The sequence below is a fragment of the Corallococcus sp. Z5C101001 genome, from assembly GCF_007352635.1.
Taxonomy (GTDB): domain Bacteria; phylum Myxococcota; class Myxococcia; order Myxococcales; family Myxococcaceae; genus Corallococcus; species Corallococcus silvisoli.
The window spans coordinates 368,905-390,119 of the sequence record NZ_VKLU01000009.1 but is presented as its reverse complement, the minus strand read 5'-3'; the positions used below and the strand labels follow the sequence as shown (position 1 = coordinate 390,119).

The 21,215-nt window shown below is 71.1% G+C and carries 16 protein-coding genes; 9 read left to right on the top strand and 7 right to left on the bottom strand.

Annotated features, from left to right (window positions below; genetic code table 11):
- The first annotated feature begins 1 nt into the window (after position 1).
- Positions 2–763: a ParA family protein gene (locus tag FOF48_RS22035; RefSeq protein ID WP_143904712.1), complete on the top strand. Its 762-nt coding sequence runs from the start codon at positions 2–4 to the stop codon at positions 761–763.
- On the opposite strand, the gene FOF48_RS22030 is transcribed toward FOF48_RS22035, so the two are convergent.
- Complete coding sequence (locus FOF48_RS22030; protein WP_143904711.1) at positions 764–2,158, bottom strand: S9 family peptidase; 1,395 nt, start codon at positions 2,156–2,158, stop codon at positions 764–766.
- Positions 2,159–2,228: 70 nt separating this feature from the next.
- Here FOF48_RS22030 and FOF48_RS22025 point away from each other — a divergent pair, with 70 nt between their 5' ends.
- Entirely contained in the window at positions 2,229–3,140 is a 912-nt protein-coding gene (locus FOF48_RS22025) for a glutaminase (RefSeq protein WP_143904710.1), read from the top strand.
- A 9-nt stretch (positions 3,141–3,149) separates the two neighbouring features.
- Here the strand turns inward: FOF48_RS22025 and FOF48_RS22020 are convergent, their stop codons facing one another.
- Both FOF48_RS22020 and FOF48_RS22015 read right to left on the bottom strand, forming a co-directional pair.
- The gene (locus FOF48_RS22020; protein ID WP_143904709.1) at positions 3,150–4,076 is read right to left on the bottom strand and encodes an alpha/beta fold hydrolase; all 927 of its coding nucleotides are present in this window, start codon (positions 4,074–4,076) and stop codon (positions 3,150–3,152) included.
- Complete coding sequence (locus FOF48_RS22015; RefSeq protein WP_143904708.1) at positions 4,063–4,440, bottom strand: MerR family transcriptional regulator; 378 nt, start codon at positions 4,438–4,440, stop codon at positions 4,063–4,065. The genes FOF48_RS22020 and FOF48_RS22015 overlap by 14 nt, the downstream gene beginning before the upstream one ends.
- A gap of 116 nt (positions 4,441–4,556) precedes the next feature.
- Here FOF48_RS22015 and FOF48_RS22010 point away from each other — a divergent pair, with 116 nt between their 5' ends.
- Positions 4,557–5,750 (top strand): sugar MFS transporter, encoded by a 1,194-nt coding sequence (locus FOF48_RS22010; protein WP_255442529.1) that lies wholly within the window; start codon positions 4,557–4,559, stop codon positions 5,748–5,750.
- 18 nt (positions 5,751–5,768) lie between these two features.
- Here the strand turns inward: FOF48_RS22010 and FOF48_RS22005 are convergent, their stop codons facing one another.
- Positions 5,769–7,142: a metallophosphoesterase gene (locus tag FOF48_RS22005; protein ID WP_143904707.1), complete on the bottom strand. Its 1,374-nt coding sequence runs from the start codon at positions 7,140–7,142 to the stop codon at positions 5,769–5,771.
- A gap of 15 nt (positions 7,143–7,157) precedes the next feature.
- Positions 7,158–8,627, bottom strand: coding sequence for a hypothetical protein (locus FOF48_RS22000; RefSeq protein WP_143904706.1), 1,470 nt, complete (start codon positions 8,625–8,627; stop codon positions 7,158–7,160).
- A 371-nt stretch (positions 8,628–8,998) separates the two neighbouring features.
- Between FOF48_RS22000 and FOF48_RS21995 the strand changes: the two genes are divergently transcribed.
- Positions 8,999–9,196: a DUF6229 family protein gene (locus FOF48_RS21995; protein ID WP_143904705.1), complete on the top strand. Its 198-nt coding sequence runs from the start codon at positions 8,999–9,001 to the stop codon at positions 9,194–9,196.
- A 116-nt stretch (positions 9,197–9,312) separates the two neighbouring features.
- Positions 9,313–12,177 carry a type 2 lanthipeptide synthetase LanM family protein gene (locus FOF48_RS21990; protein ID WP_143904704.1) on the top strand — a complete coding sequence of 955 codons (2,865 nt, stop codon included), beginning with the start codon at positions 9,313–9,315 and terminating at the stop codon, positions 12,175–12,177.
- Between the two features lie 51 nt (positions 12,178–12,228).
- Here the strand turns inward: FOF48_RS21990 and FOF48_RS21985 are convergent, their stop codons facing one another.
- Complete coding sequence (locus tag FOF48_RS21985) at positions 12,229–14,001, bottom strand: DEAD/DEAH box helicase (protein ID WP_143904703.1); 1,773 nt, start codon at positions 13,999–14,001, stop codon at positions 12,229–12,231.
- 91 nt (positions 14,002–14,092) lie between these two features.
- A complete protein-coding gene (locus tag FOF48_RS21980; RefSeq protein ID WP_143904702.1) occupies positions 14,093–14,863 on the bottom strand; it encodes a sporulation protein in 771 nt (256 codons plus the stop codon).
- Positions 14,864–15,064: 201 nt separating this feature from the next.
- Here FOF48_RS21980 and FOF48_RS21975 point away from each other — a divergent pair, with 201 nt between their 5' ends.
- The 4 genes from FOF48_RS21975 to FOF48_RS21960 all read left to right on the top strand — a co-directional run bounded on the left by FOF48_RS21975 (position 15,065) and on the right by FOF48_RS21960 (position 21,194).
- The gene (locus tag FOF48_RS21975; RefSeq protein ID WP_255442526.1) at positions 15,065–16,156 is read left to right on the top strand and encodes a Gfo/Idh/MocA family protein; all 1,092 of its coding nucleotides are present in this window, start codon (positions 15,065–15,067) and stop codon (positions 16,154–16,156) included.
- Positions 16,157–16,248: 92 nt separating this feature from the next.
- Positions 16,249–16,656: a PaaI family thioesterase gene (locus tag FOF48_RS21970; RefSeq protein WP_143904701.1), complete on the top strand. Its 408-nt coding sequence runs from the start codon at positions 16,249–16,251 to the stop codon at positions 16,654–16,656.
- 253 nt (positions 16,657–16,909) lie between these two features.
- Positions 16,910–18,103: an efflux RND transporter periplasmic adaptor subunit gene (locus FOF48_RS21965; RefSeq protein WP_143904700.1), complete on the top strand. Its 1,194-nt coding sequence runs from the start codon at positions 16,910–16,912 to the stop codon at positions 18,101–18,103.
- Between the two features lie 19 nt (positions 18,104–18,122).
- Positions 18,123–21,194 carry an efflux RND transporter permease subunit gene (locus tag FOF48_RS21960; RefSeq protein WP_143904699.1) on the top strand — a complete coding sequence of 1,024 codons (3,072 nt, stop codon included), beginning with the start codon at positions 18,123–18,125 and terminating at the stop codon, positions 21,192–21,194.
- Positions 21,195–21,215: the final 21 nt, after the last annotated feature.

Sequence of the window (21,215 nt, the reverse complement as noted above, 5' to 3'; positions counted from 1 at the left end):
CATGCCGACGATCGCGTTCTGTACCATCAAGGGTGGCGTCGGGAAGACCACCCTGTGCTCGCACGTGGCCGCGGCGCTGGCGGACGCGGGCCGGCGGGTGTTGCTGCTGGACCTGGATCCGCAGGCGCACGCATCGCTGGTGCTGGGCCTGGAGTCGCGCGAGGGCCCGTGCGTGGCGGACGCCTTCGGGGCCCGACCGAAGCACAAGCTGGACGAGGTGGTGGTGGCGTCGCCCAAGCGGCCGGGGCTGTTCATCGCGCCGGGGGCGCCGCGCATGGCGGCGTTGGAGCGCGAGCTGTTCGGCTGGGGCCACCGGCTTCAGGCGATTCCTCGCGCGCTGAAGACGCTGTCGTGGACGCCGGACGTCATCATCGTGGACACGCCGCCGAGCATCGGCGCGTTCACGGAGGCCGTGCTGTGCTTCGCGGACGTGGTGGTGGCGCCGGTGCCCACGGGCGCGTTCGCGTTGCAGGGCCTGGGCGAGATCGAGACGGCGTGGCGCGAGGTGCGCGAGGACGGCGGCCAGCTGGTGGCCGCGGTGAACCTCTGGGACCGGCGCACGCCCGCGACCAACGAGGCGATGGAGGAGGCGCTGAAGGAGGTGACGGTGCCGGTGCTGCGCACGCGCATCCCGCGCTCGGAGTCCATCAACCAGGCGGGGCTGGGCTACGAGGTGGTCTTCGACGTGAGCCCGAACGCTCCCGGCGCGGAGGAGCTGCGCGCGCTCGCCCAGGAGCTGGCGAAGCGCGCGGGCGTGCGCTGATCACGGTGTGGGCAGGCCGGGCTCGAGCGCTGTCCGGACGGTGGCGGCGGTGAAGGACGTGCCCCAGATGGCGTTGACCTGCTCCGCGACGAAGGCGGCGCCCGGCTGGAGCGTCCCCTGCGTGGCCTCCAGCATCTGCACGCGCGGGTCGGTGAGCTCCAGCAGGCGTGGCGCCACGTCGCTCACGTCGCGGTCCTGCTCCTGGCTGGCGCGCACACCCCGAAGCCACGCGCCCACGGTGCCCGCCCCGTAGGGGATGTAGAGGGGTTGCTCCGCGCCTCCCAGCTTCACGAGGAGGTGTCCCAGGCTCAGCGTGATGATGACGTTGCCGTGCGTGGAGAGCAGGGGCCCGTGGTCCGGCGGCAGCGTGTTCCAGTCCACCGCGGCCGTGTTCTGGAAGTACATCGGCGTGAAGCGATGGGGCGCCTGGGAGACCAGGGCGCGCGTGTGCTCCACGGGGATGAGGGTGTCCCAGTCGTCGTGGAGGATGAGGAACGGCGTCTGGACCGTCGCGGCCAGGTGGGCGGCCGTCCAGCGCGTGTAGTCCGTACCGGACGACAGCGGGTCGCCTCCGGTGGTGGCGTAGATGCGTCGGAAGTAGGGCTCGAAGAACTGCTGGTAGCGCGACCGCAGCGCAGCGTCGCTCACGCGCGAGGGAACGACGCGGCTCACGTAGTCCACCTCCTGCGCGAAGTCGGACAAGGGCGAGAGGGCGACGCCCACGCTGGGCACCACCGTCGCGGGTGCGTCCGCCGCGGCATAGAGCGCTTCGTAGCCACCCCAGGAGCCCCCGAAGATGCCGATGCGCGTGGTGTCCACGTTCGGGGCCTGGGCGAGGAAGCGCATGCCCGCGTTCATGTCGTCGCGGTCGTTCTGGAGGTCGCCGCCCGCGTAGAAGCGGCCGAAGACGGCGAGCACGCCGAAGTCATGGAAGAGGTAGACGAAGGACTCGCTCGCGACGAGCTCCGGCGTCGTGGGCGTGTAGGCGATGGACGACGAGCCCGGTCCGAAGTGCGGCTCGCTGTCATCGGGGTGCAGGCCACTGCCGCGCGCGGCCCACTTCGCGTCCACGGTCTCGCCGGTCCACGCGATGCCGTCGTAGGGCTTGGTGAGCACCACGATGGGCGACACGCCCGGCTTCCGGGGAGGGAACCACTGCGCATAGGTGGCCGCCCGACCGGGCACCTCCAGCCGCAGGAGCTGGTATGGCCACGTCTGGCCCGCGGCGTCGAGCGAGCCCGAGCCCAGCTGCGTCACCTGGACGGTGCCCGGGTCCGTGGGCATGTCGTCCGGGGACTGACAGGAGTTCGCGGACGGGCTGGGCTTGCTGCAGCAGGCGGTGGGGAACGAGCCCAGGAAGGCCAGGGCCAGCAGCGTGGTCGAAAGGAGGCGCATGCTCCAGCAGACACCGTGGCGCGGATTTTCTGGAAGTCCGAACCCGCTTTCCAGACGAGGATGAGGGCGCATGGACTACCAGGCGGTGTTGTTGGACGTGTGGGACGCGGTGCGCCCGGTGCTGGGACAGGGGCGCGTGGCGACCTACATCCCGGCGCTGGCGGCGGTGGATCCCCGCCGCTTCGGCATGGCGCTCGCGACGGTGGAAGGCGACCTGTACGGCGTCGGCGACTGGCGTGAGCCTTTCTCCATCCAAAGCATCTCCAAGGTGTTCACGCTGGCGCTCGCGCTGTCGCGGGATGGGGACGCGCTGTGGCGGCGCGTGGGCAAGGAGCCCTCTGGCAACCCGTTCAACTCGCTGGTCCAGTTGGAGTACGAGCAGGGCATCCCTCGCAACCCGTTCATCAACGCGGGCGCGCTGGTCATCACCGACCGGCTGCAACACCTCACCGGGGATGCGCGCGGCACGCTGCGCGACTTCCTCCGGGCGGAGAGCGGCAACCCGTCCGTGGACTTCGATCCGGTCATCGCCGCGTCGGAGGCGGAGCACGGCCACCGCAACCGCGCCCTGGCGCACTTCATGGCCAGCTACGGGAACATGGAAGGCGCGGTTCCGAAGGTGCTGGAGCACTACTTCTGGCAGTGCTCGCTGGCGATGAGCTGCGCGGACCTGGCGCGAGCCTGCGGCTTCCTCGCCCGGCATGGCCAGCTCGCGAATGGTTCACGGCTGCTCACGCGCAGCCAGGCCAAGCAGGTCAACGCGGTGATGCTCACCTGCGGCACGTATGACGCGGCGGGCGAGTTCGCCTATCGCGTGGGCCTGCCAGGCAAGAGCGGCGTGGGGGGCGGCATCATCGCCGTCATCCCCAACCGGTGTGCCCTGTGCGTGTGGAGCCCCGGCCTGGATGCGCGAGGCAACTCGGTGGCGGGCGTGGAGGCCTTGGACCGGTTCACGACGCTGACCGGCCTGTCCATTTTCTGAGATGGGGTGTCAGCGCAGGCCGTCCAGCAGGTCGGCCAGTCGCCGGGGCTGGGACGCGAACGGCGAGTGCGAGGACTCCAGCGTGTCCACGGTGAAGGTGTTGCCCGGCGTGAAGGCATCCGCCTCGCGGATCATCAGGTCCTGGAGGGCAGGGGCCAGGGCGCGGTCCCGTGAGCAGCGAAGGTAGCTGCGGGGGACGCGTCCCCAACGCTCCTTCGTCGCGCCTACCTTGCCGATCCACAGGGACAGCGGGATGTCAGGGGTGAGGGTGAGCGCGAAGGGCAGGAAGGCCGCTTCGTCCACGTCCTGGTAGAAGCCCGCTCGCAGCGCCTCCCGGTACGCCGCGTCGCCGCGCGGGTTGATCCGCACCGCGCCCAGCTTCGCGGGGTCGCCGATGAAGAGGCTCTCGCCGTGGCCGGTGCGCGCCTCGGGCAGGGCGCCGTAGGCGCTGGCGCTCTGGAGGCGCAGCGGGACGTAGGCGCTCAGGTAGACCAGCCGTCCCATGAGGTGCGGGGCCATCTCCGCCGCGCGGGTGATGACCGTGCCCCCCGCGCTGTGGCCCACGAGCACGGGCTTCGGTCCGTCCTGGAGCTTCTCCAGCGCCGCGACCACCGCCGAGGCGCAGTCGTCCAGCGTGAGCTCCGCATGGGGCGAGCGTTCCACGGCGAAGCGCGCCGCGTCTCCGGTGAGATAGGACGCGGGGAAGCGCGCGTTGAGGCCGTGGCCGGGCAGATCGATGGCCACCACCTGATGCCCGCGGGCGGACAGGGCCTCCGAGACGCGCGTCCAATGCAGGGCGTTGTGCCACGCGCCGTGCACCAGCAGGAACGTCCGGGACTTGCGCGCGGCGTTCGCGGGAGTGGCGGCGAGGCCGACTCCTGTGGGCAGCAGGCCCGTGCCCAGCACGGCGGTCTTCATCACGTCACGACGGTTCATGGGGTGTTCCTTCGTCGGGGGAGGCGTTGGCGTCCAGCACGGCGAGCAGCCGCTCCCGCAGGCGCGCGAGGTCGAAGAGCTGCCGGTCCACCTCGGCCAGACGCTCGCGGTGGGCCGCGAGCGCGTCCGGGCAGATGGAGTCGGTGACCTGACGGAGCATGCAGGGCGGGAAGGTGGCGATCTCCTCCAGCGAGAAGCCCCGGCGGATCATCCGGGCCACCTGCATCACCTGGGGCACCGCGTCTTCGCCGAAGTCCCGGTAGCCGTTGTCGCGGCGGTGCGAGGCGACGAGCCCTGCCTTGTCGTAATGGCGGATGGAGCGCGCACTGCAACCCGTGCGGCGAGCGAGTTCTCCGATGTTCATCCTGCTCTCCTGGGAACGGACCCTACGGCCTGACACCAGTGGCAACGTCAAGGGCCAGATGGAATGCCACCGAAATGCACGAGGGAATGCCCGAGCGCGGTCTAGGTTGCGCGCCCGTGACCTCCGCCCCGTCCGTCCTCAAGCCCCGCCCCGCGCTCCTCGTGCTTGCCTACCTGGCCTTCATCAGCCTGGGGCTTCCGGATGCCGTGCTGGGCGTCGCATGGCCCTCGCTGCGCGCCACCTTCGGACTGCCGCAGACAGGCATGGGGGCCATCCTCTCCACGGCGGCGGTGGCGTACTTCTTCTCCGGCCTGCTCGCGGGCCGGTTGATGCGGGCGCTCAAGCTGGGCCTCCTGCTGGCGCTCAGCACGGGGAGCGTGGCCCTGGGGCTCGCGGGGTACGCGACGGTGCCGCTGTTCGCGCTCTTCCTGCTCGCCGCGTGCTTCATCGGGTTCGGCTCGGGCGCCATCGACTCCGCGCTCAACAACTACGCGGCCCAGAACTTCGGGCCCAAGCACATGAACTGGCTGCATGCCGCGTACAGCGTCGGCGCCGCGCTGGGGCCCGCGCTGATGACGGCGCTGCTGACTCGGGGCGCGGGGTGGCGGTCCGGATATGCCGTCATCGGGGCGACGCTGGGCGTGCTCGCGATCACGTTCCTCTTCACGCGCCGACAGTGGGATGGGCCGGCGAGGGCGGACGGTGAGGTGGATGCCGGGCACCCCACCGGCTCAGCGCTCGACGCCGTCCGCCGGCCGCGTGTCTGGCTGCAGATCGCCACGTTCTTCTTCTACACCGGCGTGGAGGTCACGGCCGGTCAGTGGAGCTACACGGTGCTCACCGAGAGCCGCGGCCTGCACACCTCCGTGGCCGGCACCTTCGTGAGCCTCTACTGGGGCGCCTTGCTGGTGGGGCGGATCCTGTCCGGCTTCATCGTGGAGCGGCTGGGGCCCGTGCGGATGCTGCGGGTCTGCACCGTGCTCGCGGTGGTGGGCGTGCTCTTGTTCACGCTCCCCAGCGTGCCCCCCGTGGTGGGGCTGGTCGTGTTGGGGTTCGCGCTGGCCCCCATCTTCCCGGGCCTGATGTCGGAGACACCGCGCCGGGTGGGCACCGACGTCTCCGGACACGCGGTGGGCTTCCAGGTGAGCGCGGCCACCATGGGCGTCGCGGCCCTCCCCAGCCTCGCGGGCTTCATCGCGGAGCGGTGGGGACTGGCGCTCCTGCCGCCATTCCTCGTCGCCTGTGCTGGCGTGCTGGCGGTGGTGCACGGCGTGCTGTCCGCCGTGGCCGACCGCACCGCGACGCGCTGACCGCGCACGCCGTGTGGCTCAGCCGCCGGCTGGGAGCTCCGCGGCTCGCAGCGTCTGGAGGCCTTGCGCCGTCCACTGCGCCAGCCGCAGCGTCGCTCCCGGCGCCGAGGCCCGCGGCACGACCTCCACGCAGGTGAAGCGGTGCTCCAGCCGGGCCCGCTGCTGCTTCGCTGGCTCCAGCGCGGGGTTGGACTGGAGCTCCGCCAGATACTCCGCCCAGTCCGCGTCGGAATCGTCCGGGGAGGGAAGCCGCAAGAGCGAGATCCACGTGCCGGTGTTGGCGTAGACGGGGCCAGGGCCCTCGTGCCAGCGGGCCGCGTGGGTGTGGCCCATCACCACCGCCTGGGGGCTGTATTTCCTGCCCAGCCGCTCCAGCTCCGCGAGCTCGTCCTTCCCAGGCTCGAGCCCGAAGTAGACCGAGCCGGTGCTTCCCGCGACCGAGCGGTGCAGGTGCGCGTAGAGCGCGAAGCCCGCCCGGGCCAGCTTCAGCCGGGCGCGGCCCAGAGCCCCTGGCGTGTCGAAGGCATCCAGGTTCTCCGCGTCGAGCGCGGACAGCAGCGCGTCGACTTCATCGTCACTCAGGTCCACCCGCGCGAGCGTGCGCGCCAGGTGCCCGTCCGCGTCCGATGGGCCCACCGCGTCCATGGGCTCCAACGCGAAGGATGGGGCCAGGCCCCGGTTCTCCAGCAGGCGCCGGATGACGGTGAGCGTCCCGGACGTGAACAGGACCCGGAGCGCTTCCGGCTTCACGCCGAGCCCCACCATCACCGCGCCCTGGAAGTCTGGCTTCAGCAGGTCCATGAACCGCAAGCCATGCTGGTGCTTGAGCGGATTGAGCAGGGTCTTCACCAGGACCGAGCCCGGTGGGTAATGGAACCGGCTCGCGCGCTCCGAGGACAGCAGCGCGTCGTAGTCGATGCGGTTCGTCACGTCGGTGTGCTCACCGTGGGTGACGAGCACTCGGGCGCCGCCGACGCTCAGCTGGAGCGGCGCGGTGCCATCCCGGAACTCCAACCGGGAGGTCACGGAATCGGGTTGCCCCAGCGCCGCGCGCACCACGGCCTGCACGTCGGGCAGGGCCAGCTCCAGGTCATGGTTGCCCACCACCATCGTCACCCGCCCCCCCGCGGCCAGGGCCCGCCCCAGCGCCTTCAGCGACGGCGCCGTCGGCGCGGCGGTCACCAGGGCCCGGGCCTGCTCCACCGCGCGCTGGGAGTCCACCGCGAGCGGGTCGTCGTTGAGCAGGAAGTCGAAGGTGTCCCCGTTGAGGACGACGTGGGTGGGGGGCTGGGCGGAGGCGTCGAGCAGGGCGGGCAGCTCGGCGGCGCCCGCGAAGATGTCGTAGGGCCCGCCGTTGCCGAGGTGGAGGTCGCTGAGGATGAGCGTTCGCATCGGTCCATGCTCCTTTCAGGGAAGCGCCTGCAGGTCGTTGTGCCGGAGGCTCACGGCGGGGTCGCCGAGCACCGCGTAGTTGCGAGCGTCGTTGCGCTCGATCCACCGGTGGAGCAGTTCGCGGGGGGCCAGCTTGCCATTGGAGGTGTTGGCATCCAGGTGCGTCAGCAGGATGTTGTTCGCGGCGGAGAACCGGTCGCGGAAGTCGCGCAGCGCGTGCCCCACGGGCATGCCGGCCATGATCTTCCACAGCGTGTTGCGGAACGGGTGCACCGTGGTCTGCGCCATCTGGAGCGGCTTGATGGAGAAGCCCCAGGCCCGCTCCACGTGTCCGATGACCGCCAGCGCGCCGCCGTTGGGATGGGCCAGCAGCCGGCGGGGCAGGGCCGCGACGAAGGGCGCGGCGGCCAGGGCCTCGCCACTCCGGGCGGCCGTGAGCGGGAACTCATCCTGGGCGGGCGTGCCCGCGCCGAAGCACGCGAAGAAGAAGGCCACGAGCCCGTGGAGCCGGGCGTCATCCCGGATGTCCGAGGCCGCCACGTAGTGCGCGGGCGCCATCCCGCCAAAGCCCGTCCAGTCCTGGCTCAACAACGCGCCCTGATGCTGGAGCTGGAGCGGATCACACGCCTTGAACCCGACGCCGTGGGACGCGGTGAAGAGCACCGCCGGCCGCGCTTCCCGGCCGTGGAGCGCGGCGAGCAACCACTCCTTGGTCGCGTCGTCCTCGAGCGCGTCACGGCTGGCGTAGCGGAGCTTCGCGGCCACCGTCTTCGCGATCTGCGGAGGTTGATCCGCGGGAGCGCCCCGGAACAACGGGGCGACGAGGCTGTCGGCGCTGAGCTCCGTGGAGCGGTCCCCCAGGTGCTTGGGTCCCCAGCCCACCACCTGCCGGTGGTTGGGCACGGAGGCGCCGGTCTCATATGCCACGACGCTCTCCGCGTATCGCGTGTACTCCGCCGGGGTGTCGAAGGAGAGGCGGCCCACGGAATAGGAGAGCGACAGCGAGTGCTGCACGTCGAACGGGATGACGTCCGGTCCTCCCACGAGCAGGAGGTAGTAGGGCACGGCCGTTGGCTCCACGTCGCCAATGGGCGCGCCGTGGCGCTCGAGGAACTGATGCGCCGTCTCTCCCGGCTGGTACGTGAGGACATGGAACCGATCCGCCTCCGCGCGGCCACGGCGGTGGTCGATCAGCGGCTCCAGCCCCCGGCGAACCGCCTCCGGGACCGACGCGGCGAACACCACGCCCCAGCCGGACTGCGTGTAGTCCTCTGGTGGTGCGTCCGGCGGCAGCCCGAAGGACACCCGCATGGGGAGGTGCTGGAGCCACTTCTTCCAGGCCTCGAAGTACTCGGCCTCCGCCCGAGGCTCCGCCACCTCCGCGGCCGCGGGCAGCGCGATGGGCGGCACCAGATACTGGCCCGTGACGCCATCGATGCCGTTGAGGATCAGCGGGTCTTCCGCTCTGGGAATCGGGCGCTCCACGTTCACCTCGTCCGTTCATCCTAAACGTCCCCTCCCACCAGGAGAGAGCGGACACGAAGCCGGGCTGTCGGCCCCAGGGCTTTCGCTATGGACAGAGGGTCGGGAGGGAGACCCTGGGCTCCGCCCGCAGGGCTGGCTGTCGCGCAGTCCACAGCCCACTCGCCCCACGGGGCAGGGGCGTGGTGGCAATCCCTTACATCCCATTCGCGCAGACCTGGAGTCATGGCGTGGCAATGAAAGTCATTCCGGAATAATCTGTCTTTGTCCTGCTGCGTCTGGCATTGCGAAGAACGTCTGTGTTCAAGTGTTCCTCGCGTCCGGCGTGATGGCACCCCTCGCCACGCGCGGCTGGCCGCAAAGGGAGAACGCTCATGACGAAGAAGCCCGAGGTCCAGGATGTGGTGAAGGGCTGGCTGTCCGGTGATGAGGAGTCCCAGGGAATGACCAACCCGGCGGGCCCGGTGTTCGTGGGAGGTGCGCGAACGGAACAGGCGCTCACCGAATCCAACCTGGTGGCGGACACGGGCTGCAGCAGCTGCACCGCCTCCGCCCACGTCTTCTGTTGTTGATCCGCGGCGGACACCCCTCGTCCGCCTGAAGTTCCCCTCCGGCGCCTGCCCCGGGTGCCGGAGGGCCCATCCCCGCGTCCCTTCCGCCGGTCCCCATCCCCCAGGGAGCCCCCCACATGGTGCACGAGGAAGCGTCGATGGTCGCCGAGGTCCCCCCTGCCGGGTGGCTCGCGCGCCCCGTGAATGTCCTGCTGGCGCCGCACCTGGACGCGCTGGCGGAGCGGCTGTCGCGGACGGACGGACTCTCATCCGCGGAGCGCGACGTGGTGGAGGCGGCGGCTCGCGAAGCGCTGGGCTTCAGTGCCCAGCTCAAGCTCAACCGGGTGCTGCTGCTGGAGCTGCACGCGGCGGGGCTGGAGGGCCGGCTCGACGCCACGGACACGCAGGGTCGTTGGGCCCAGTTCCTCGACCGGGCCTGTAGCTCGGGCTTCCACGCGCACCTGCGCGCCCGCTATCCACCGCTGCTCGACCGGATCGCCACCGTGGGCCGGCTCCAGACCCAGGCGGTGCTGCGGCTCGCGGACCGGTTCGTCGCGGACCGGGAGGCCCTGGCCACGCTCCCCGGACATCCCCGGGGCGCCCTCAAGGGCCTGCGGCTGGGCCAGGGGGATGCCCACCGGGGCGGACAGACGGTCGCGCTGGTGGAGCTGGAGGACGGCACGGTGCTCTACAAGCCCCGGTGCGTGCGCGTGGACCGCGCGCTGACGGGGTTGCTGCTTCGGCTGCTCGCGCCGGACGCGGAGGCCACGCGGATCCGCGTTCCCGAGGTGCTCGTGCGCTCCAGCTACGGCTGGGCGGAGTTCGTGTCGCATCGCTACTGCGAGGGCCCCGCGGAGCTGGCGCGCTTCTACCGGAACCTGGGGCACTGGCTCGCGGTGATGCGGCTGCTGGGAGGCACGGACCTGCACTCGGAGAACCTCATCGCGCACGGGCCGGTGCCCGTGGTGGTGGACGTGGAGAGCCTCTTCACGCCGGATCCCCCGGTGCCTCTGTCCGAGCGCGGGCTGGCGGTGGACCTGGCCGCGAAGGCCATCCGGGGCACCGTCCTGCGGACCGGGCTGCTGCCGGTGCGCAGCGGGGGACCGGGGCTGGGAGGCCTGGACATCTCCGCCGCGGGCTCGCTCCCGGGACAGCAGCCGCGCATCTCCGTCCCCACCATCGTGGATGGGGGCACGGACGGGGCCCGGCTGGGCATGACGCGGGTGGACCGCCCCCCTTCGAGCAACCACCCCAGCCCCGAGCCCGTGCTCGCGCGCCACTGGGACCAGGTCGTCGAGGGCTTTCGCGAGCTCACCGCGCGGATGAAGTCGCTGGACGCGCACGGAGACCTCCGCCCGTTGCTGGAGCCGTTCGCGGGCGCGGTGGTGCGGCGGATCCTGCGGCCCACGCAGACCTACGCGGAGCTGATGCGCATGCTCTGGCACCCGGCTTCGCTGCACGACGCGCCCAAGGCCCATGCGCGGGCGCGGGACGTGATGCGCCGCAACGCCGAGGTCTCTCCCGGAGCCCCCTCCGCGGTGTCCCTCATCGACGAGGAGATCGCCGACCTGAGCGCCGGCGACATCCCCGTGTTCACCGTGCCGGTGTCGCGCGGCTTGATCGACACCACCGTGGCGGCCTGGCGTTCGGTGGACGTGGCGCTGGAGGAGATGACCATCCAGAGCACGCTGGTGAGCGCGTACCTCAATGAGAAGGCCCTGCCGCCGCGCGTCCCGGCGCCGTCCACGCCCGCGCGCCGGGAGCAGCTGGACTCTCGCAGGAGGGCGCTGCTGTCCACGCTGGTCCGCCGCGTGCGCGACGCGGCCGTGCGCGGACCCGACGGGACGGTCACGTGGATCAGCCCGGTCCTCGCCGAGTTTGGCTGGGCGGTGCGGCCGCTCTCCGCGGAGCTCTACAGCGGCCAGGGCGGCGTCGCGGTGGTCCTGGCCCAATACCAGCGCGAGGTGCACCACGGCCGCGCGGAGCCGGTGGAGGATCTGGCCCAGACGCTGGAGGGCACGCTCGCGGTGCTGCGCGCGACGGAGGACCGGGTCCCCGTGAAGCAGCCGGGTGGCTTCTCCGGGCTCGCGTCCCAGGTGTGGATCTGGTCCACGCTGCACGACCTGGGCACGGTCCCTGGCGCGCTGGAGCGGGCCCGCTCACGCGCGGCGGCGCTGACGCGCGAGGTGCTCGACGGTGACGGCCTGCTGGAGGTGCTGGGCGGCGTGGCGGGCACCATCGTTCCGCTGCTCAACCTGGTGGACCAGACAGGCGAGTCCCGGTGGCTGGACATCGCGGCGCACGCGGGCCGGCGGCTGGAGGACGCCGCGTCGAGCGCCACGGGGGACGCCCGATGGGCGACGTCGATGTTCCCCGACCCCATTGGCGGCTTCGCGCATGGCGCGGTGGGCATCGGTTGGGCGCTGGCGCGTCTGGGATTGAGCGCCGCGGGCTCCGCGGCGGACCGGCGGCGGTGGCGGAGCCTGGCCGAGCGCGCCTTCGACTTCGTGGAGGGGCTGTACCGGCCGGAGCCCGGCCTCTGGACGGACCTGCGGCGCCCGGACGCCACGGATCAGCTGACCACCTGGTGCCACGGCAGCACGGGCATTGGACTGGCGGCGGCGGACCTCTTCGCGCGCACCGGGGCCTCGCGCTACGAGTCGCTGTTCCAGCGCGCCCGGAGCGCGGGCCTGCGTGAGGGCTTCGGCTGGACCCACACCCTGTGCCATGGCGACCTGGGACTGTGGGAGCTGCTGGAGACCGGGCGGCGCGTCGCTCCTGATCCCCAGGCGCCCGACCGGGAAGGGCTGGACGCGGAGCTGCTCTCCGGACTGGAGGCCCGCGGACCGGTGGCGGGGCTGGCCCGCGACGCGTTCTCTCCGGGACTGATGGCGGGGCTGGGCGGCGTCATCCACGCGCTGCTGCGCATGCACCCGGAGAGCCGGCTCGCGTCACCGCTGCTGCTGGGGCGCGCGCCCGACATGGATCCGGACGCGCCCTGAGCCCTGGCGAACCCACCGGCCCTGGACGCGGGCCGGTGAGCAGGCGGTGCTTCAGTCGCGGGTGTCGCGGCGGACCGTGACCTTGCGGCCGCGCAGCGTGGAGCCCTTCAGCGCGGAGATGATGCGCGCGGCATCCGGCTCCGGCACCTCCACGATGGAGTACATGTCCGCGATGTGGATCGCGCCGATGCGCGAGGAGTCGAGCCCCGCCTCGCCGGCGATGGCGCCCACGAGGTCCGCCGGCCGCATGCCCGCGGTGCGGCCCGCGCCGATGAACAGGCGCGTGACGTTCCACTCCGGCGCTCGCGCGGCGGCCCGCGTGTCTCCGCGCTCCCCCCGGTCGGCGCGGGGCGCCCGCGCAGGGCGGTCACCCCGGTCGGGACGGTCACCCGCCCGGCCCGGAGGCCCGGAGCGCTCCGGGCGCGCCGCGAACTTCCGCTCCGTCGGCGCCTGCACCTGCGGGATGTCCTGCTCGGTGGCCTCCTTGCCCTCGTCCTCCTTCTCCTGGAGGAGCTTGATGGCGGCGGCGGCCACGTCCATGACGCTGAACTCGGTGGACAGGTCCTCCACCACCCCGCGGAAGGCCTCCAGCTCCCCGCCGACCAGCGCCTCGCGCAGCGACGAGCGCATCATCTCCATGCGGCGGGCGCGCAGGTCCGACACGGTGGGGACCGCGGAGACCTCGATGCGCTGGCCCGTGAGCCGCTCGATGTTGCGCAGCAGCCGGTGCTCGCGGGGCTCCAGCAGGGTGATGGCCACTCCCTCGCGCCCGGCGCGGCCGGTGCGCCCGATGCGGTGCACGTAGGCCTCCGGCGCGTTGGGCACGTCGAAGTTCACCACGTGCGTCAGCCGGGGGATGTCCAGGCCGCGCGCCGCGACGTCCGTGGCGATGAGCAGGTCCGCCGCCTGGGACTTGAACTGCTTGATGACCCGGTCGCGCTGCTCCTGGCTCATGCCGCCGTGCAGGGCGTGCGCGCGCCAGCCACGGCCGTTGAGGGACGTGGTGAGCTCATCCACCTCCGTGCGCGTGCGGCAGAACACGATGGCGGCGGCGGGGGACTCCAGGTCCAGCACCCGGCCCAGCGTCGCGATCTTGAAGGCGCGCGGCACGATGTAGGCGGTCTGCCGGACGCGGGGCATCTCCCCGGCCTCCAGCTTCTCCTTCGCGATCCGCACGCGCACCGGCTCGTTCAGGTGGCGCTCCGCGATGCTGGCGATGCGCGGGGGCAGGGTGGCGGAGAAGAGGGCGGTCTGCCGCCCCTCGGGCGTCTCGGAGAGGATGGCCTCCAGGTCGTCCGCGAAGCCCATGTCGAGCATCTCGTCGGCCTCGTCCAGCACCACCGTGCGCACCTGGTCCAGCTTCAGCGTCTTGCGGCGCAGGTGATCCAGCGCGCGGCCCGGGGTGGCGACGACCACGTCCACGCCGCGCTTGAGCACGCGCAGCTGCCGGCCGATCTCCTGGCCGCCGTAGAGCGGCAGCACGCTCACGCCCAGCTTCTGGCCGTAGCGGTGGATGGCCTCGGACACCTGCATGGCCAGCTCGCGCGTGGGCACGAGCACCAGCGCGGAGGTGCTGTGGGGCGTCGCGGCGCCCGGGACGAGGTGCTGGAGGAGCGGAAGCGAGAAGGCGGCGGTCTTGCCGGTGCCGGTGGCGGCGATGCCGAGCAGGTCCTTTTCCGCGAGCAACGGCGGGAGCGCGGCGGCCTGGATGGGCGTGGGCTCTTCGTAGCCGAGCGACGTCAGCGCCTCGACGAGTTCGGGCTTGAGCCCGAGGGCGTCGAAGGTGGGGGTTTCAGGGGCAGCGGGAGGCGGGGGAGCTTTCACAGGGCGGCTTGTACCACTTCCGCGCCCGGGCGGCGGACTTGGGACGTCAGGTCCGTTCAGGGCCGTACTCAGGCGCCGGGCCTTCCGGCTTTCAGGCCCGGGAGCCCAGGTGCGCCGCCAGCCGCTCCGCGACCGCGTCCGTCCCCTGGGACAGCTCGGTGGACGACAGGCGCAGGTGCTCGCGCCGGCCGTCCTGGGGGGACATGCCCTCCAGCAGGGAGGTCAGGCCCCGGGGGCCGCGGTCCAGGTCGAGGATCAGCTCCAAGCCGTCCTCCTGGGGAAACGGCAGGAGGGCGAGCGTGCGCGGGGGCCCCTGCCACGCGGGGCCCGCGTCGAACTCCAGCTCCTGCACGAAGGGCTCGTCGCGCCCGAGCGGGGGGCCGGCCTCGCACCAGGCGTTCCTCCACTGGAAGCCCAGCTGCTGGACGGCGTCGAGCACGGTCTGGAGGAACGCGTGGGGCAGGACGTGGATCCGGTCGCTGTCCTCGGGGTTGAGGGCGTTGTCGATGTCGAGCGCCGTCTTGATCCACACCGGCGCGCCGCGCTCGGTGATGGGGGTGTGGGCCGGCACGCGCAGCGAGAACGGCAGCTCGCGCTCCTCGCGGGGCTGGAGGGTGAAGGGGTTGGCGATGCGCCAGGTGCGCACGATGGCGTTGAGCGCGCTGCGGCGGTCATTGTCCCGCTGGAGGTACTGCGCCATCAGGTGCAGCTCGATGCGGTCGATCCGCTGGGGCGTGTGGCCGCCCTGGACGAAGACGAGCCCGCGCAGGTCGCCTCCGGCGCGCACGGTGTCGTGCTCCAGGCGCGTGTCCACGCGGGCGCTGCCGATTCCCATGCGGGCGAGCAGTTTCTTGAAGGCCATGGGCTCCTCGGGGATGGGCGAACAGGGGACGACATAGGACGGGGGTGGGCTCGGCGAAAGCCGTGGGGGCCCGCCTGCCTGCCCTTCATGCGGCCCGCGCACCGGAGGAAGGGGCGCGGCTTGCGGCGTGGCCCGCCGCGTCACCAGCGTAGGGTCACTCCACGGGAGAGGTGCATGATGGCACAGGGGACATCCAGGCGCGTGAGGTACGCGGTGGTCGGGGCGGGCAACCTCGCGCAGGTGGCCATCCTCCCGGCGTTCCAGCACGCGGCGGAGAACTCCGAGCTGGTGGCGGTCCTCTCGTCCGACAAGACGAAGCGGGATGCGCTCCAGGCCCGCTACGGCCTCCAGCAGGTGGCCGGCTACGAGAACTTCGAACAGGTGCTGCGCGACGCGAAGGTGGACGCGGTCTACATCGCGCTGCCCAACACGCTGCACCGGGCGTTCACGGAGCGCGCCGCGCGCGCGGGAGTCCACGTCCTCTGCGAGAAGCCGATGGCCACGTCGGTGCAGGACTGCGAGGCGATGATCCGCGTCACGAACGAGAACGACGTGAGGCTGATGATCGCCTACCGGCTGCACTTCGAGGAGGCGAACCTCCACGCCATCGAGTGGGTGCGCACCGGGAAGCTGGGGGACCCGCTGCTGTTCTCGGGGACGCTGACGCAGCAGCTGCGCGAGGGCGACATCCGCAGGAGCGTGGAGTTGGGCGGCGGGGCGTTGCTGGACGAGGGGCCCTATCCCATCAACGCCGCGCGCTTCCTGTTCCGCGACGAGCCGCGTGAGGTGTTCGCGTTCACGAGCGGCGGCCGGGACGGGAGGTTCCACGGCGTGGACGCGTCCGCGTTCGCGATGATGCGCTTCCCGAAGGGGAGGGTGGCCACCTTCGGCATCAGCCACGAAGCCTCCGCGGTGTCGAGCTACCGGCTGGTGGGGACGCAAGGGGACCTGCTGGTGCTGCACGGCTTCGGTTACGGCTCGGACATCGAGCATGTCCTCACGGTGGGAGGGGAGACGCAGCGGCGGACGTTCAAGAGCAGCGACCAGTTCGCGCCGGAGCTGATCTACTTCTCGAAGTGCGTCCTGGAGGACCGGGAGCCCGAGCCCAACGGCATCGAAGGTCTGGCGGACGTGCGGGTCATCGCGGCGCTGCAGGAGTCGGGGCGGACGGGGCGGCCGGTGAAGCTGGCCCCCTTCGAGAAGCCGAAGCGCCCCACGCTGGGCCAGCTCATCGTGAAGCCGCCAGTGGAGCCGCCTCCGCCGGTGAACGCGCCCGCGCCCGTGCAGGGGTAGCCCGGCCCCCCGGATGATTTGGGTGGCGCCGACCGCCCCAGGGGGGAAGATCCCGGACGGGATTTCCCCCTTCGCGGTTCAAGGAGCACGCAGTGGACGACCTCCAGGAGTTCGCACGTCAGGTGTTCGCATCCCAGCCCTTCAGCCAGTTCCTCGGAGCGCGGCTCGCGAGTTCAGGGCCAGGCACCGCGGAGCTCCGGCTGCCCATCGTGGACCACCTGAAGCAGCAGCACGGCTTCGTGCACGGGGGCGTGCTCAGCTACCTCGCGGACAACGCCATCACGTTCGCGGGAGGGCTGGCGCTGAAGGGCAACGCGCTCACGTCGGAATACAAGATCAACTATCTGAAGCCCGCCGTCGGGTCGCTGCTCATCGCCCGCGCCCACGCGAAGGGGGCCGGAAAGCGGCAGGCCGTCTGCCAGTGTGAGATCTTCGCCGTCAAGGATGGCGAAGAGAAGCTGTGTGCGATTGCGCAGGGCACCGTGGTCTCGGCGGAGTGACACGGGCCCCGCGGGGCATCCGACATCCGCATCCAAAAGAGGCGAGTTCACGACTCCGTATTCCTGGTGATGCGGACCCCCAACCAGTGTCTCGTTTGACAAGGAATCCAGGGCCTTCTTCCTGGTTTCCCCTGACAATCCCTTGCGTTCGAACCCGACGCGGAGAGTCCACAGGGCGAATGCATTTTCAAGAGCGCATGTCTCGGGTGAATCCGCTACACGGCCGCGCACTCCATTCCCTTGAGCGGACTCGATGCGTGCCTCCGTCACCGACCCTTCCCCTGAAGTCCTCCCCCCCTCTCCCGCCCCCGGTGGCAGCAGCCGCAAGCGGTGGATCCTCGGCATCCTGGGGCTGCTCGCGGTGGTCGGCGTGCTCGCCGGCATCAAGGCGGCGCAGATCGGCGCGATGATCCAGGCGGGGGCCTCGTTCGCGGCCCCTCCCGAAGCCATCACCTCCGCGAAGGCGGAGCCCCTGGATTGGGAGGCCACCCGGAGCGCGGTCGGGACGGTGCTCGCGCTGCGCGCGGTGACGCTGGGCTCCGAAATGTCCGGCATCGTCCGCGACATCCGCTTCGAGAACGGCGCCTGGGTCAAGAAGGGGCAGGTGCTCGTGGAGCTGGATGCCTCCAGCGAGGCGGCCCAGTTGATGGGCGCGGAGGCGGAGGCGGTGCTGGCCCGGAGCACGCGTGCTCGCATCCAGAAGCTCCACGAGCAGGGCGCCAACACCCCGTCGGACCTGGAGTCCGCCGAGGCGCGGGCGGTCCAGGCCGAGGCGACGGTCGCCAACCTGCGAGTCCTGATCTCGAAGAAGATCATCCGCGCGCCATTCGATGGCCGCATCGGCATCCGGCAGGTGGAGCTGGGGCAGATCGTCTCCCCGGGGAGCCCCATCGCCTCCCTCCACTCCATGACCCCGGCGCTGGTGGAGTTCCTCCTCCCGCAGCAGGTGCTGGCGGAGGTGAAGTCGGGCCAGAAGGTGCGCGTCCATGTCGACGTGTTTCCGGGGGAGACGTGGACGGGGGAGCTGACGACCATCAACCCGGAGGTCGAGCTCTCTTCACGCAACGTGCGCATGCGCGCCACCGTGCCGAACGAGGACGGGCGCCTGATGCCGGGGATGTTCGCCCGGGTGGAGGTCGTCGCGGGAGAGCGCCGTCCGGTGGTGGCGATTCCGTCCACGGCCGTGCTCTTCGCGCCCTACGGGGACTCGGTGTACGTGATCGATGAGGTCAAGGACGCCGCGGGCAAGCCGGGCCTCGTGGCGCGGCAGCGGTTCGTGAGGCTGGGGGAGCGGCGGGGAGACCTGGTCGCGGTGATGTCGGGGCTGAATGGGGGCGAGTCCGTGGTCAGCAGCGGCGTCTTCAAGCTGCGCAACGGCGCGGCGGTCATCGTCAACAACGCGCTGGCGCCGCCCATCGAGTCCGCGCCCCAAGTCGTGAACCCGTAGTGGATCGGACGGCGAACCCATGAACTTCACCGCCCTTTTCATCCGACGCCCGGTCGTGGCGCTGGTGGTCAACCTCCTCATCGTCATCGCGGGCCTGCAGGCGGTCCGTGCGCTCAACGTGCGGCAGTACCCGCGCAGCGAGAACGCCGACATCACCGTGACCACGGCCTACGTCGGCGCCAACGCGCAGCTGGTCCGTGGCTTCATCACCACGCCGCTGGAGCGGGTCATCGCCTCCGCGGACGGCATCGACTATCTCGAGTCCCAGAGCCTCCAGGGCGTCTCCATCATCCGCGCCCGGCTCAAGCTCAACGCGGACGCCAACCGCGCCCTCAGTGAAATCAGCTCCAAGGTCGATCAGGTGCGCGGCGACCTGCCTCCCGAGGCCCAGGTCCCCGTGCTCAACATCGAGTCGGCGGACAGCCAGTTCGCCGTCGCGTACCTCAACTTCACGTCGGACGTCCTGCAGCAGAACGAGATGTCCGACTACCTGGTGCGCGTCGTGCAGCCGCGCCTGTCCGCGGTCGAGGGCGTGCAGCGCGCGGATCTCCTCGGCGCGCGGACGTTCGCGATGCGGGTGTGGATGAAGCCGGAGCGGATGGCGGCGTTCAACGTCAGCCCGACGCAGGTCCGGCAGGCGCTCGCGACGAACAACCACCTGGCGGCGGTGGGCCAGACGAAGGGCTCGCTCGTCCAGGTGAACCTGACCGCGAACACGAACCTCCGCACCGTGGAGGAGTTCCGGCAGCTCATCGTGCGGCGGGATGGCGGCGCGGTGGTGCGCCTGTCGGACATCGCGGACGTGGTGCTGGGGGCGGAGGACTACGAGAGCGACGTCACGCTCAGCGGGAAGACGGCGGCCTTCATCGGCATCTGGTCGCTCCCGAACGCCAACTCGCTGGAGGTCATGCAGCGCATCCGGGTGGAGCTGGCGGCCCTTCAGCGGGACATCCCGGAGCAGCTCCACGCGAGCATCGCCTTCGACGGCACGGAGTACATCCAGAACGCCATCGACGAGGTGGTGAGCACGCTGGGCGAGACGCTGCTCATCGTCGTGCTGGTCATCTTCCTCTTCCTGGGCTCCGCGCGCTCCATCCTGGTGCCCGTGGTGGCCATCCCGGTGTCGCTCATCGGGACGGTGTTCCTGATGCAGGTCTTCGGCTTCACGGTGAACCTGCTCACGCTGCTCGCGGTGGTGCTGTCGGTGGGGCTGGTGGTGGACGACGCCATCGTCGTGGTGGAGAACGTGGAGCGCCACCTGCGCAAGGGCTTGAGCCCGGTGGACGCCGCCATCCTGAGCGCGAAGGAGCTGGTGGGGCCCATCATCGCGATGACGCTCACGCTCGCCGCGGTGTACGCGCCCATCGCCTTCCAGGGAGGGCTCACGGGCTCGCTGTTCCGTGAGTTCGCGCTCACCCTGGCGGGGGCGGTGACGCTGTCGGGCGTTGTGGCGCTGACGCTGTCGCCCATGATGTCCGCGACGCTCCTGCGCGCGGGCCACGAGGACCAGGGCTTCGCGGGGGTGATCAACCGCACCTTCGAGCGGCTGCGGGCCGCGTACGCGCGCACCCTGGAGAGCACCCTGCGCGCCCGCGGGCCGGTCTACGCGGCGTGGGCGGTGCTGAGCCTGCTCGCGCTCCTGATGTTCACGCAGTCTCCGCAGGAGCTTGCTCCGACGGAGGACCAGGGCATCGTCTTCGGCATCGTCAACACGCCGTCCAACTCCACGCTGGAGCAGCTGTCCCCCTCCATCCGGGAGGTGAGCAAGACGCTGATGGAGATGCCGGAAGGGGCGTTCATCTTCCAGATCATGAGCCCCGGGAGCGGGTTCTGGGGTCTGGTGCTGAAGCCCTGGGAGCAGCGCAAGCGCTCCTCGGCGGAGGTGCTGGCGGAGACGCAGGAGCGGGTGTCCGTCCTCCCCAGCGTCCAGACGTTCGCCATCCTCCCGCCCGCGCTGCCGGGCGGCGGCAACTTCCCGGTGGAGGTCGTCATCGCCTCCACGGCGGAGGCGGAGGAGCTGCTGGGCTTCGCGGAGCAGCTCCAGGCGAAGGCGGCGCAGAGCGGGTTGTTCGCCTTCCCGCCGCTCATCGACGTGAAGTTCGACCAGCCCCAGTCGGAGGTCGAGATCGATCGCGAGAAGGTCGCGCAGCTGGGGCTGAACCTGGGGACGGTGGGGCAGGACCTCAGCGCGGCGGTGGGCGGCAACTTCGTCAACCGGTTCAACGTCGCCGGACGCAGCTACAAGGTCATCCCGCAGGTCGAGCGGGGCTCACGGCTCAACCCCGAACAGCTCCAGGACATCCACGTCACCGGGCCGGACGGACAGCTCGTGGCGCTCTCGTCGTTCGCCACCCTCCGGGACACGGTGGCGCCCCGGTCGCTCAACCGCTTCCAGCAGCTCAACGCGGTGAAGCTGAGCGGCGTGGCGATCCGGCCGTTGGATGAAGCGCTCGGCTACCTCGAAGCGGAGGCCGCGAAGATCCTGCCCCAGGGCTACAGCCTCGGTTACACGGGGGAGTCCCGGCAGCTGCGGGTGGAGGGCAACAAGTTCCTCCCGGCCTTCATGCTCGCGGTGGTGTTGATCTTCCTGGTGCTCGCGGCCCAGTTCAACAGCTTCCGGGATCCGCTCATCATCCTCGCGGGGTCGGTGCCGCTGGCGCTCTTCGGGGCGTTGTTGACCACGTTCTTGCGGATGCCGAACCCGACCATGCCGTTCTTCACGGACAGCTTCACCACCACGCTCAACATCTACTCGCAGGTGGGGTTGGTGACGCTGGTGGGGTTGATCGCGAAGAATGGAATCCTCATCGTCGACTTCGCCAACCGGCTCCAGGAGGAGGGGAGGACGAAGATCGAGGCCGTGAAGGAGGCCGCGTCCGGCCGGCTCCGTCCCATCCTGATGACGACCGTCGCGACGGTGGCGGGCCACTTCCCGCTGGTCCTGGTGTCGGGGCCGGGCGCGGCGGCCCGAAACAGCATCGGGCTGGTCCTGGTGACGGGCATGGCCGTGGGCACGCTGTTCACGCTCTACTTCGTGCCGGCCATCTACATCCTCATCGCCCGCACGCGGACGGCGGTGGCCAGCCAGTAGCGGTCCCGGCGTCGAGCGCCG

Excerpts from the sequence above, each read along its gene's own strand:
- FOF48_RS22015 (WP_143904708.1), bottom strand. The coding sequence starts at position 4,440 with ATGAACATCGGAGAACTCGCTCGCCGCACGGGTTGCAGTGCGCGCTCC.
- FOF48_RS22020 (WP_143904709.1), bottom strand. The coding sequence starts at position 4,076 with ATGAACCGTCGTGACGTGATGAAGACCGCCGTGCTGGGCACGGGCCTG.
- FOF48_RS21990 (WP_143904704.1), top strand. The coding sequence starts at position 9,313 with ATGGTGCACGAGGAAGCGTCGATGGTCGCCGAGGTCCCCCCTGCCGGG.
- FOF48_RS22005 (WP_143904707.1), bottom strand. The coding sequence starts at position 7,142 with ATGCGAACGCTCATCCTCAGCGACCTCCACCTCGGCAACGGCGGGCCC.
- FOF48_RS21995 (WP_143904705.1), top strand. The coding sequence starts at position 8,999 with ATGACGAAGAAGCCCGAGGTCCAGGATGTGGTGAAGGGCTGGCTGTCC.
- FOF48_RS22035 (WP_143904712.1), top strand. The coding sequence starts at position 2 with ATGCCGACGATCGCGTTCTGTACCATCAAGGGTGGCGTCGGGAAGACC.
- FOF48_RS21965 (WP_143904700.1), top strand. The coding sequence starts at position 16,910 with ATGCGTGCCTCCGTCACCGACCCTTCCCCTGAAGTCCTCCCCCCCTCT.
- FOF48_RS22025 (WP_143904710.1), top strand. The coding sequence starts at position 2,229 with ATGGACTACCAGGCGGTGTTGTTGGACGTGTGGGACGCGGTGCGCCCG.
- FOF48_RS21960 (WP_143904699.1), top strand. The coding sequence starts at position 18,123 with ATGAACTTCACCGCCCTTTTCATCCGACGCCCGGTCGTGGCGCTGGTG.
- FOF48_RS21980 (WP_143904702.1), bottom strand. The coding sequence starts at position 14,863 with ATGGCCTTCAAGAAACTGCTCGCCCGCATGGGAATCGGCAGCGCCCGC.
- FOF48_RS22030 (WP_143904711.1), bottom strand. The coding sequence starts at position 2,158 with ATGCGCCTCCTTTCGACCACGCTGCTGGCCCTGGCCTTCCTGGGCTCG.